A 12,995-nucleotide genomic window follows, 5' to 3' on the forward strand; every position below is an offset into this window, starting at 1 on the left:
AAAACTCAGCAATCGAATGCTGAAGGAAGTTTTGTTATGAGCAGCATCTCAAAAGTTATGCTGAGCTTTAGTGTTGCAATCGCACTTCTGATCGAGGGATTTTCGATCAGAAATGATGTTCAAGCAGTGCAATACTCATCCTCTTCAAACTTGCAAAATCAAGCCATCTCTATTGCTCAAATTACGGTTGAAGATTGGCTCTGGCAAGCGGTTGAAAAGGCAAATCGAGGCGATTTTAGAGGCGCGATTTCGGACTTAGACCGTGCGATCGAGCTTCATCCCAACAATGCAAGACTTTATGCCAATCGGGCAGGATTGTATTTGATGGTCGATGAGTTCGAGCGTGCAGAAGCAGATGCAACTCGAGCGATCGCATTATCTCCATATCAAGCTTTAGCCTTCTTTAATCGAGCAGCGGCTCGTCATTATCTCAAAAAGTACCAACCAGCCATCGAAGACTACACTCAAGCCCTGAATCTCGGAGTTCCTGGAGACACTCTTGCTGTACTTTACTTTAGTCGAGGTGAAGCACGTCGAATGATTCGGGATTTGACAGGTTCAATCGCAGACAATACAACGGCAATTCAGATCGATCCAACTTCTGGCGAGGCTTATGATAATCGAGGCTTAGCTTACCTTGACCAAGGTGATACTGAACATGCGATCGCAGATTTCCAAAAAGCAGCCGAACTCTTTAAAGCACGAGGAGATCAAGCAAATTACCGAGCAGCGTTAGCTCGAGTACAAAAACTTCAAATGAGTCGGCATGACACCAAATCGCGATCGATTAAAGTGCCTCTTCACAAGATTCTCAAGGTTATGTTCTAGATCTATCGGCTAGAAGTCCGCTCAGGAGAACTCAACATGGAACTGAAAACAGTGCAATTAGACATTCCTGAAGACAGCAATTTAATTTTGGGTCAAACTCATTTCATTAAAACCGTTGAAGATTTGTATGAAATATTGGTCGGGATTTCATCTCAAGTCAAGTTTGGGATTGCTTTCTGTGAAGCATCAGGACCCTGTTTGATTCGGAAAGCCAGCAATGATCCAACCTTAGAAGCAATCGCTGTGAAAAATGCTCAAGCGATCGCAGCAGGACACAGCTTCGTTATCCTCATGAAGGATGCTTATCCCATTAACTTTCTCAACGCGATCAAACAATGTCCTGAAGTTTGCAGCATCTACTGCGCGACTGCGAATCCTGTTGAAGTCATTGTGGCAGAAAGCAAGCAAGGACGCGGGATTTTAGGTGTCATTGATGGATTCTCACCGAAAGGTGTGGAAACAGATAAAGACATTCAAACTCGACAAGCATTCTTACGCCAAATTGGATACAAGTGCTAATTCTTCAACGATCGCCCATGCTAGTCATCTTCTAACGTTAGAAGTTTCTCATCTAACTCTTTGATGTATGTCTGCACCAGATCTTCAGGCAAAATTTGTTTGCGGAGTGCATTCGCCACGGCTCCTTTTTCTGCCAGCAGCAATCGTCGTCGAATTGCATCTAGCTCACTGTGCTCAGGCTCGCGACGAGTTGATTGACGTTGATTGTACAGGTCGCGGAGCACGTGCTCAGATTGCACGACCCGGACTTGGTAGGATGCCCATAACTCTTCATAAATCGCCTTCGGGAGTACCCCCGATCTCAGCAAACTACTGAGTTCTTCCTGAGCCGCTTTCGACGCAATTAACTGCATCTGCAATTGCTTTGCCTGCTGCAATGTATCTGAAATACGGGCAATTTTGAGCCGTTTGACCATCCAGGGCAAGCTTAATCCTTGCCCAACGAGAGAGAATAAGACCGCACCAAATACCAGAGCAATAATGTCACTTCGATACGTCACGGTCAGAGGAATGCTCAAGGCTAATGCCATCGAGAGTGAGCCTTTAATGTTGCCCAGAAATAAAACATGCTGCCAGACGAGTGGAATCGGTCGATCGAACCAACGCAGTCCTGCAAGGAGTAAGTAGACAGAGAGAATCCGACCTAATTGATATGCCAAAATCACAAACAGAATCGCAGGCGCAATTTTCCACAGCGTTTCGATATTAATTTCAATCCCAATCAGCAAAAAGATAAAAGTATTCACACCAAAGCTGGCATAGTTCCAAAAGCTCAAGAGCGCAATTCGTTCTGACGCAGAAGAACTTCGAGACAGCCCCAAATTGCCAAAAATTAGCCCCGCAACCACAACTGATACTGCACCCGAAACGCCCAGAGATTGCCCAATCTGAAACGTTCCTAATGCCAGCGCAACTGTTAATAAAAGGCTACTTAACGGATCTTGCAATCGCACAAAAATGGGAAGGCATAAATACCCTAAAACGGCTCCGACCATTGCCCCGCCGATTGCGACTAAGAGCACTTCTCGTATTCCTTGAACAGCGGTAAGCGAGCCTGTGGCGTAGACAACTAGAAGTAAATTAAACGAGACTAGCGCAGCCGCATCATTGAAGAGTGTTTCTCCCTCCACAATTGTTGTTAATCGAGAAGGAACACGGATCTCCTTGAATACAGCAATCATGGAGACGGTATCCGTGTTTGCCAAAATCACGCCAACCAGACAGGCAGAAATCCAATCGAGTCCCAGTCCAAACTTTAGTAGAGTTGCAATAATTGCTGAGGAAAAGATCGAACCTGGTCCTGCTAATAGCGCGATCGGTTTAAAAGTGCTACGGAGACGACGAATATCTGTATTAATTGCCGCTTCAAAAATCAGAATCGGAAGGAAAAGATTTAAAACCAAGACAGGATCTAATCCAATCCGTCGCGACCAAAGCTCCGTAATTGGCAACCCTGCTAAAACTAATCCAGTTACATAAGGGATTCTCAGACTTTGAGTGACTAAAGCAACAATGGTCGCAATCAGCAGCAGAATAATTAAAATGATGACTACTTCGGGGATAGTAGCGGCTGTCTGTGTATCAACAGCTGAATTGCTGTCCAAAGAAGTTTGTTGAGCGATCGACCACTCTATCACTGATGAGCCTCCTATCCATGAAATCGCACTCATCATACCAATTCCAAATTGGGCAGGTTGTCTGCCCATCGAGTTATGCGATGCCTCAATATGACAAAAGGGAAGCTAGACCTCACATCTAGCTTCCCTTTTCAGGAAAGATTGAAGCTTAAACTAAAGCGTTCTACTTCGCTGCAGCTTCTCGCGCCGCAGTTGCTTCATCCGGATGAATTCCTAGGCGAGTCAAATTCACTCGTCCTCGGTTATCAATCTCCCGAATTTTCACAACCACTTCATCTCCGATCGTGACTTCATCCTCAACCTTGCCAACTCGATGATCAGCCAGTTGCGAAATGTGAATCATTCCTTCCTTACCCGGCAGGAATTCCACAAAAGCCCCAATCGGAATAATTCGTGTGACTTTTCCAGCGTAAACATCTCCAGCACTCAGCTTGCGAGTCATGCCTTGAATGATCGCTTTCGCCCGTTTCGCCTTCTCGCCTTCGATCGCGCTAATCGTCACAGTTCCATCTTCAGCAATATCGATTTTGGCTCCCGTTTCTTCGGTGATGCCTTTAATCGTCTTGCCTCCTGGTCCAATGATCATGCCGATTTGATCAGAATCAATCTTGATCGTCAGCAAGCGAGGTGCATAAGGAGACAACTCCGGACGCGGTTGGTCGATCGCTTCTAGCATTTTGCCGAGAATGTGCAATCGAGCGGGTTTCGCTTGATGAATGGCTGAAGCAATCACATCCATCGGTAGACCTGAGATCTTCATGTCGAGCTGCAATGCCGTAATTCCGGTATCGGTTCCCGCCACTTTGAAGTCCATATCGCCCAAGAAATCTTCAATTCCCTGGATGTCGGTCAGAATGCGAATTTCTTCACCTTCTTTGATCAAGCCCATCGCTGCACCACTCACAGGCTTAGAAATCGGAACGCCTGCATGCATCAACGCCAATGTTGAACCCGAAACCGAACCCATTGAGGTCGAACCGTTAGAAGACAGCACTTCTGAGACGACCCGAATCACGTAAGGGAATTGCTCTTTCGGAGGTAAGACGGGAACCAGAGCACGTTCGGCTAATGCCCCGTGACCAATTTCACGCCGACCGGGAGATCGCATCGGTCGGGTTTCGCCGACTGAGAAAGGCGGGAAATTATAGTGATGCAAGTAGCGTTTTTCGCTGTCTGGATGCAAATCATCCATTTCTTGCTCGTCGCCTGGGCTACCTAACGTCGCGATCGACAAAACTTGAGTCAATCCACGATTAAACACGCCGCTGCCATGCACCCGCTGAGGCAACACCCCAACTCGGCAAGAGATCGGACGAATTTCATCTAATTTCCGACCGTCTACGCGCACATTATCTTCGACGACTTGACGACGCATCAGCGTTTTCGTCACATCTTTGAAAGTATTGCTCAGCGCTTTAGAATCTGCGGCTGCGGCAACTTTCACCGGATCGTCTTCGGCTAATTCTGCGATCGCCGTCACCACCGAAGCCTTCACTTCATCTAATGCTGCATCGCGAGTCGGTTTATCTTTCTCGAACCGTCCGAGAATTTCTTTCACAGGAGCGGTCACTCGCTCTCGAATAAAATTCTCTAGAGTTTGGTCAATCACAGGAGCATCTTCTTGCACCAGTTCAATTCCCAATTCTTTGAGCAAATCGCGCTGTGCCTGAATCAGATCGCGCACCGCTTCGTAACCGAAATCGATCGCTTCGATCATGTCGGCTTCTGGCAGTTGATTCGCGCCAGCTTCAACCATGATCACGCCATCGGGAGAACCAGCCACGACGAGATCCAAATCACCCGTTTCCACTTCTTTATAAGTGGGGTTGATCACGAAATCATCGCCGACTAATCCAACTCGCACCGCAGCCATCGGGCCATTAAATGGAATTTTCGCGAGGAGTACAGCGATCGACGCACCTGTGACCGCTAAAACATCCGGAGGAACTCGCTCATCCATCGACATTGTGGTAGCGACGACCTGAATATCGTCTCGTAACCAGGAGGGAAATAGGGGGCGCAAGGGGCGATCGATTAAACGACTCGTCAAAACTGCTTTTTCAGCGGGTCGTCCTTCACGTCGGAGGAAGCCACCGGGAATTCGTCCGGCTGCATATAAGCGCTCCTCGTAATCAACCAACAGAGGTAGAAAATCGATTCCTTCTCTGGCATTCGCACGGGTCGCGGTAACGAGGACTGCCGTGTCTCCAGATTCGATTAAAACTGAACCTCCAGCTTGGGGTGCTAACAAGCCTACTTTGAGTCGAATATCCCTACCATCAAAGGATATTGACTTCTCGAACTCTTGCATGAAGTGTATTGTCCTTTCTTCTCTTTTTTAGTGTTCTTGCAATCGTAACACTGATATACTTTTGCTGCTTTTTTTATTTGCAAATACCGGGAGATTTTCGGGAGGTTTCTGCTCGACTCAATAAGAAATGTGGCAGGATTTGCTATTTGATCTATAGTGAAGGTTTTTTTAAGTTAGAGCTTGGAGAAAATGGGTGTTCTTGCTCTTTTACTCCGGATCTAAAGCCAGAAGGGTCAAGCGAAATCAAGGGCAACCTGCCTTGTGCGATCGCGCTAGAATAATCGCGTAAACGCAACAGTTCAACAATGTTAACGGCTTGTTAAACTACTTAATAAAATATCAAGCTTATTGATTTTCTGTATTGAGAAATCGCGATCGCTAAAATTAAATTTTGCAGCGGATTCTAAGTCAAACGTGAGATGTCTTGGAAGATTAAATCACCAATTCAGGATTATTTGCTTTTATCCATATAGATCAGCATGGCAGTTTTACACGGTAGTTGGGTTTCTCAGGGCGGTTTTTTTCTATGGGGTGAGACTTGGCGGCGCTTAGAAGCAAAACAAGATGCTCCAGGCGTTCCGCTCCATCCCTATGCGATGAATCAGTCTGAGTTGCTGACGTTTTTAGAAGCTTTGCCGTTAAAAGTGCCGAGCTTAGAAGAGGATACAAAACGGGGGCGGAAGTCAGCAACGACCCTAAAAAATTGGCAAGTTCGCGGTATAGCACTGCCGACTGAAGGAGATGCTCCTCAACTTTCAGCGGCTCCGGTGTCTGAGTGGGTGCTGTATCCGTGGCAGGTCGCAGGACTGTGGCTTGAACCTGCTCAAGCATTTGAATTGCTCAATTCTGTGCCGCTCGGAACGCTCGGCGAGGAATCTTTTGTCGGCGGAGATTTACGATTTTGGTCACATGTCGCGAGATGGGCTTTAGATTTGCTAGCTCGATCGAAGTTTCTCCCCGGCTTGCATCATTGGGAAGTTCTGCTTGATAGCTCCACCGATCAGATGCGATCGCGGCATTTTGCGCGACAGATGCCTTCCGTCTGTCGCCTGTATCAGTCTGGGGAAGAAGTCGCGATTGATCTACCGATTGAACCTCAAGATCTGCTGCGAGATTTTCTGAATCACATGGTCGATGCTCAAGTGCGTCAATCGGTGAGCATCGCCAAACCCTCATCGCTTTTACAAACTTGGATACAAGGATTAGGAACAAAAGCTGCAACGCTCAGTGAAACAGATGCAACAACGCTATCGAATGCGCTAGAGACTTGGAAAGCACCATTACAAAAAGATCAAGAACAGTTTCGCGTCTGTCTCAAGCTGATTCCACCCGTTGAAGCGTATCAGAGTTGGGTGATTGAATACTTGCTCCAAGCGATCGATGATCCGGAGTTCACAGTCAGTGCTCCGATCATTTGGCGAAATCCTGTCGAACGGTTGCAGCATGAAGGACGCATCATCGAACGACCGCAAGAGACTTTACTCATGGGGTTAGGACTCGCTTCTCGGCTGTATCCGCTGATTGAACCAAGCCTGCAAGACGCTCGACCCCAAGCCCTGCAACTCGACCCAAAACAGGCGTACGAATTCATCATGAATACGGTCTGGCGCTTGCAGGATAGTGGGATTGGGGTGATTCTCCCAGAGAGCTTAGCGAATCGCGGCGGACTGGCAAATCGCTTGGGTCTACGCATCAAAGCGTCAACACCAACCAAGCAGAAAAAAGGAAAACTCGGCTTACAAGGCTTGCTGAATTTTCAGTGGGAATTGTCGATCGGGGGTCAGAGCCTAAGCAAAAAAGAATTCGATCGCTTAGTTGCTCAGAATTCACCTTTAGTCGAGATTAACGGCGAGTGGGTCGAACTGCGATCGTCAGATATCAGATCCGCTCAGTCTTTCTTTGCGGCTCGAAAAGATCAAACCACGCTCTCGCTCGAAGATGCTTTGCGAATTAGTACAGGCGATACTCAAACGATCGAGAAACTGCCAGTCGTCAGTTTTGAAGCATCCGGTGCATTGCAAGAGCTAGTCACAACCTTAACCGGAACCGGAACGCTAGAAGAAATCGAAACCCCCAAAGAATTCCGAGGCGAATTGCGACCCTATCAAGCTCGCGGTGTCGCCTGGTTGCAATTTCTAGAAAAATGGGGACTGGGCGCGTGTTTGGCAGATGATATGGGTCTTGGCAAAACGATTCAGCTCATTGCCTTCATTCTGACGCTCAAACAGAACAAATTACTAGAGCAACCGATCCTCCTAATTTGTCCCACGTCTGTGCTCGGAAACTGGGAACGAGAAGTGAAAAAATTTGCACCGACCTTAAAAGTAATCGTGCATCACGGGGACAAGCGATCGCAGAATCAAGCCTTCGCCAAATCTGCTAAAAGTACCAATCTAATCATTACGAGCTATACCCTCGTTCAACGCGATCTCAAATCCCTTCAGCTTGTCGAGTGGCAAGGAATTGTTCTCGACGAAGCACAGAACATTAAAAACGCAGAAGCCAAACAATCTCAAGCCGTTCGAGAACTCGAAGCAGAATTCCGCATTGCACTCACCGGAACCCCTGTTGAGAATCGCTTAACTGAACTCTGGTCAATTCTTGACTTCCTCAATCCCGGCTATTTGGGACAAAAGAACTTCTTCCAAAGACGGTTTGCCATTCCGATCGAGCGGTATGGCGATACGACCTCAATGCAAACTTTGCGATCTCTGACTCAACCTTTCATTTTGCGCCGCCTCAAAACCGATAAAACTATCATTCAAGACCTCCCTGAGAAGCAAGAAATGCCCGTCTACTGTGGTCTTTCTTCCGAACAAGCTGCCTTATACCAAGCAACCGTTGATCAATCACTCGCGGAAATCGAAGCGGCAGACGGAATTCAACGCAAAGGAATTATTCTTGCACTGCTCACGAAGCTCAAACAAATTTGCAATCATCCCGCTTTGTTCAACAAAGAAGAGCAAGCTGAGTCTAATCGATCCGCAAAGCTACAACGTCTCGAAGAAATGCTCGAAGAAGCAGTTTCAGAAGGCGATCGCGCATTAATTTTCACGCAATTCGCTGAATGGGGCAAACTGCTCAAACCCCATCTCGAAGCGCAATTGGGACGAGAAACACTCTTCTTATACGGCAGTACGCCCAAGAAACAGCGCGAAGCCATGATCGATCGCTTTCAAAACGATCCCCAAGCACCAAGAATCTTCATTCTGTCGCTCAAAGCAGGCGGCGTTGGTTTGAATTTGACGCGAGCGAATCATGTGTTTCACTACGATCGCTGGTGGAATCCCGCCGTTGAAAATCAAGCGACCGATCGCGTCTTCCGCATTGGTCAGACTCGCAATGTTCAGGTTCACAAATTCGTTTGTACCGGAACCTTAGAAGAACGAATTCACGACATGATCGAATCCAAAAAAGCCTTAGCCGAACAAGTTGTCGGCACAGGTGAAAACTGGCTGACTGAGTTAAACACCGATCAACTCAGAGACTTACTCTTACTCGATCGAACTGCGGTAATTGAGGAATAAACCATGACAGATAGTTATTCACCTCCCAATCGAGAATGGTGGACAGAACAGTGGATCGAAGTTCTAGAGCGTATCGGATTCACTCAGCGATTAGCTCGCGCCCGCAACTATGCCCGACAAGGCAATGTGTTAAGCCTTGACTTCGTTGGCGCGAAAGTAAAAGCGATGGTTCAAGGAACTGCACCCGAACCGTATGAAGTCTCGTTTTCGCTCGATCGCTTTACCGACGAACAATGGAGCTACATCATCGAATCAATGGCAGAACGTGCGATCTTCTCCGCAAAACTGCTTGCTGGCGAAATGCCTCAAAACATTCAAGATGTCTTTACTGCGAATGGCTTAAGCCTTTTTCCATTCAATAAATTCGATATTCACAGCCGTTGTTCGTGCCCCGATCCTGCAAATCCTTGTAAACATATCGGAGCCGTTTACTATCTACTCGGCGATCGCTTTAGCGAAGATCCATTCGTTCTCTTCCAACTGCGCGGACGCAGCAAAGAAGAAATCATTAGCGCCTTACGAAAAATTCGCAGTTCTGGCAGTGAAGAACCTCAAACTGAAATTGCAGCAATCCGTCCTACAACCCCGCTCGATCGCGATCGACTCTGGAACTACGACGAACAACTTGAATCATCTCTCATCGTCATTACCCCGCCTCCTAGCAGTGAAACTGTGCTGGATGTACTCGGACTTCTCCCCATCGAGCCACCCGCAAATCAAGCCGCAATGGAAACCCTAAAATCGATCTATCAAACCGTCAGCATTGCAGCCGTACAGACCGCAATGACCGCAGGTTCTCCGTAAATTCTTTTAGAAATCAAAATCAGTTTTAGACTTTTTTACAAGCATAGAGAAGCCGTATAGGAAGCTCTGTACTGAGTGGTATTGGTATGAAAATTTACCCATAGGCTCACGGAACCCGCTAGAGAACAGTGCCCAAGAATGGTTAAGTAATCAAATCAATGGACACAAAAATTGCTGGGTGAATCATGCCGGGACAAAGCATCTTAACCGAATCTTTCGCAAACGCAGATGTCAGCCAATTGAACTGGCTCTTTGGAACCAGTCGAGACGGGGCACTCCCGCCTATTTTGACCGCTCGCAGTAACACTTCTGCCTCACCAGGCGGCTTACCTGGAGGAGGAACAGACACCCCTGGAAATGGGGTACTGCGACTGACCAATAACACGCAAAATCAAGGCTCATTCGTCATCTACGACCAACCCATCAACTCAGCCAGCGGGCTGTCTGTACAATTTGACCTCTACGCTTATGGCGGAGATGGCGCAGATGGCATTAGCTTTTTTCTGATTGATGGAGCCGCTAATCCAACGAAGGGTGGAGCAGTCGGAGGTAGCTTAGGATACTCCTCTGATTCAACCCAATCTCCAACCGTAGCAGGACTCGAAGGCGGCTATTTGGGGATTGGCTTTGATGAATTCGGTAACTTCTCCAACACTGGCTATGGAGCAGGCGGTACAGGATTCTCTTCACAAACGATCGCAGTTCGCGGCAAAGAATCTCTCAACTATGCGCTCCTCACCAACGCAAAACTGCCGGGAGGAAACAGAATCGATGTCAACACATCTGTTCGCACCACTGCCCGTCGCCGAGTCGGCATCGATCTCAACCCCAACGGCAACCTCTCTGTCTCCTTCGATGTCAATGGCAATGGCACCTTAGAAGTCGATGAAAAACTAATCAGTGACTTCAACATCACCCAAAGCGATCGCAATGGGGCTTTACCTAGCACGTTTAAATTTGGTTTTGCAGCGTCCACAGGCAATCAATTCAATTTCCACGAAGTCAACAATCTGGCAATTAATACATTTGATGGGCCGTACATTCCACTCGTCGATTTTGATGGCGGGACGCGGGTAATCAAGCCAAGTGGCAGCTTTAATATTACGGCGACCTTAGATGTTGCTTCGACTCAAACTGTGACGATTCCCTTACTCATCTCAGGCGATGCCATCCAAGGAATTGACTATCAACTGTCAAATAACTTCATTACGATCGCGGCGGGGCAAACGACCGGGAGCGTCACTCTCACCGGACTGAGCAATTCTCCAACAGTTTTGGATAAGAATCTCCAGATCAATTTGAATCCACCCGTAAATGCAGCGCTCAGCCCACAGAATTTGCCGCTGAATGTGAAACTGACCCGCATGAGCGACAACGACTGTGCCTTGCCCGACTTCAACGGCGATAACAACGTCGATTTAGCATGGCAAAATTCTAATACTAATCAAACCGCAATCTGGCTCCTGAACGGTACACAAGTCACCGAGGCAGCCTTTACAGCGATCACCGGAGCAAACTGGCGCATTGTCTCAACGCGTGACTTTGACGCAGACGGGAAAACAGATCTTCTCTGGCGCAACACCTCAACCGGAGAAAATGCGATCTGGCTGATGGATGGAACAAGTATCGAGTCAACCAGCTTGATCCCGACCCTAGCGAGTCAAAACTGGCAAGTCGCCGCTTCGCGCGATTTCAACAATGACGGCACAGCAGACATTTTCTGGGTGAATTCGGCAACCGGAGAAACCGAAGTCTGGCTGATGGATGGCTTCAATCGGACAAGCGCAACTTCACTGATAACCGTTGAAGCAGGGTGGCAAGTCGCCGATGTCGCAGACTTTAACTATGACGGCAAAGCCGATCTCGTCTGGCGAAATACCCGCACCGGAGAGAATGCCATCTGGCTGATGAATGGTAATGCGATCGCGTCTGCAGGCTTTATTGCGCCAATCCCGAACCAAGATTGGCGGATTGTTGCAGCCCGAGATACCAGTGGCGATGGCAAAGCAGATTTAATCTGGCGCAATGATGTCACCGGGGAGAATGCGATTTGGCTGATGAATGGTCTGACCTCAACCAGCCAGCAATTCATTCTACAAACCACGACTCCAGGCTGGCGAATTGCAGATGTCTGTGATACCAGTGGCGATGGCAAGGCAGATTTAGTCTGGCGCAATATCCAAACGGGCGAGAACGCAGTCTGGCTCTTGAATGGAACGTCCCTAGCCGATGCAGGCTTTATCGCTCAAATCGCAGATCAAGCCTGGGCAGTGAATGGAGCCAGAGATACCAGCGGCGACGGAAAAGCGGATCTGATCTGGCGCAACAATATCACAGGTGAAACGGCAATCTGGCTGATGGATGGTAAGACTCCGACTAGCCAGCAATTCCTTTTCACGACGGAGCCTCTAGACTGGCGGGCGCAGATTCGTCCGAATGCGATCGCGCTCTAAGAGGTGGGGAGTGGGGAGTAGGGAGTAGAGTCCCCACTCCCCATTCACTTCCCAAAATCTAAAATCCGAAATCGAACTGTCCCCCCAAAGCCGTAGACTGGAGAGTGCAATTTAATCTGTTTATTTCTGAAAAACCGTGCGAAAAGTTATCATTGCTGGCAACTGGAAAATGTTTAAGACTCAAGCAGAAACCTTGGAGTTTTTGCAGGAGTTTAAGCCTCAGCTAGACGAGACACCAGACGATCGAGAAGTTTTACTGTGTGTGCCGTTTACTGATTTAGCAGTGTTGTCGAAAAACTTGCACGGCGGTCGGATTCAAGTTGGGGCGCAAAACGTTCATTGGGCAGAGTCTGGGGCTTTTACAGGCGAGATTTCGGCTGCGATGTTGCAAGAATTGAGTGTGCGCTATGTCGTGATCGGGCACAGCGAAAGACGACAATTTTTTGGCGAAACCGATGAAACCGTGAACCTACGGCTGAAAGCCGCACAGAAAGCCGGATTAAAACCGATTCTCTGTGTAGGTGAAAGTAAGCAGCAACGAGATGCCGGCGAAACCGAAGCCGTCATTTTCAAACAATTAGAACTCGGCTTAGTCGGCGTTGACCAGGAGAATCTGGTGATTGCCTATGAGCCAATTTGGGCGATTGGGACTGGAGATACTTGTGAAGCGATCGAAGCCAATCGCGTGATTGGATTAATCCGCAGTAAGTTGACCAATCCAAATGTCACGATTCAATACGGCGGTTCAGTGAAGCCTGAGAATGTTGATGAAATCATGGCACAGCCTGAGATTGATGGGGCTTTAGTCGGTGGTGCAAGTCTTGATCCGAAAGGGTTTGCGCGGATTGTGAATTACGTCTAATTTAGATGTAACAGTCCTAAATCATTTGTAAAGTGGGGAGTGGGGAGTAGGGTG

The 12,995-nt window shown here is 47.9% G+C and carries 8 protein-coding genes; 6 read left to right on the plus strand and 2 right to left on the minus strand.

The window, feature by feature from the left end:
- The first annotated feature begins 36 nt into the window (after positions 1-36).
- A complete protein-coding gene (locus tag ACMUEV_RS03720; protein ID WP_190648816.1) occupies positions 37-828 on the plus strand; it encodes a tetratricopeptide repeat protein in 792 nt (263 codons plus the stop codon).
- Between the two features lie 36 nt (positions 829-864).
- Positions 865-1,347 (plus strand): adenosine-specific kinase, encoded by a 483-nt coding sequence (locus ACMUEV_RS03725; protein WP_190648819.1) that lies wholly within the window; start codon positions 865-867, stop codon positions 1,345-1,347.
- Between the two features lie 20 nt (positions 1,348-1,367).
- Here the strand turns inward: ACMUEV_RS03725 and ACMUEV_RS03730 are convergent, their stop codons facing one another.
- Together ACMUEV_RS03730 and ACMUEV_RS03735 are read right to left on the minus strand one after the other, a co-directional pair.
- Entirely contained in the window at positions 1,368-3,053 is a 1,686-nt protein-coding gene (locus ACMUEV_RS03730) for a cation:proton antiporter (protein ID WP_199329321.1), read from the minus strand.
- A 94-nt stretch (positions 3,054-3,147) separates the two neighbouring features.
- Positions 3,148-5,295 (minus strand): polyribonucleotide nucleotidyltransferase, encoded by a 2,148-nt coding sequence (locus tag ACMUEV_RS03735; RefSeq protein ID WP_017290634.1) that lies wholly within the window; start codon positions 5,293-5,295, stop codon positions 3,148-3,150.
- Positions 5,296-5,774: 479 nt separating this feature from the next.
- Here ACMUEV_RS03735 and ACMUEV_RS03740 point away from each other — a divergent pair, with 479 nt between their 5' ends.
- The 4 genes from ACMUEV_RS03740 to tpiA all read left to right on the plus strand — a co-directional run bounded on the left by ACMUEV_RS03740 (position 5,775) and on the right by tpiA (position 12,941).
- Positions 5,775-8,822 (plus strand): DEAD/DEAH box helicase, encoded by a 3,048-nt coding sequence (locus ACMUEV_RS03740; RefSeq protein ID WP_190648822.1) that lies wholly within the window; start codon positions 5,775-5,777, stop codon positions 8,820-8,822.
- Between the two features lie 3 nt (positions 8,823-8,825).
- On the plus strand, positions 8,826-9,626 hold the full coding sequence (locus ACMUEV_RS03745) for an SWIM zinc finger family protein (protein WP_190648826.1): 801 nt from the start codon (positions 8,826-8,828) through the stop codon (positions 9,624-9,626).
- A 185-nt stretch (positions 9,627-9,811) separates the two neighbouring features.
- Positions 9,812-12,079, plus strand: coding sequence for an FG-GAP-like repeat-containing protein (locus ACMUEV_RS03750; protein ID WP_190648829.1), 2,268 nt, complete (start codon positions 9,812-9,814; stop codon positions 12,077-12,079).
- Positions 12,080-12,215: 136 nt separating this feature from the next.
- The gene (tpiA, locus tag ACMUEV_RS03755; RefSeq protein WP_190648832.1) at positions 12,216-12,941 is read left to right on the plus strand and encodes a triose-phosphate isomerase; all 726 of its coding nucleotides are present in this window, start codon (positions 12,216-12,218) and stop codon (positions 12,939-12,941) included.
- Positions 12,942-12,995 lie beyond the last annotated feature (54 nt).

This window comes from Leptolyngbya sp. FACHB-1624 (assembly GCF_047649235.1).
Lineage (GTDB): Bacteria > Cyanobacteriota > Cyanobacteriia > Leptolyngbyales > Leptolyngbyaceae > Leptolyngbya > Leptolyngbya boryana.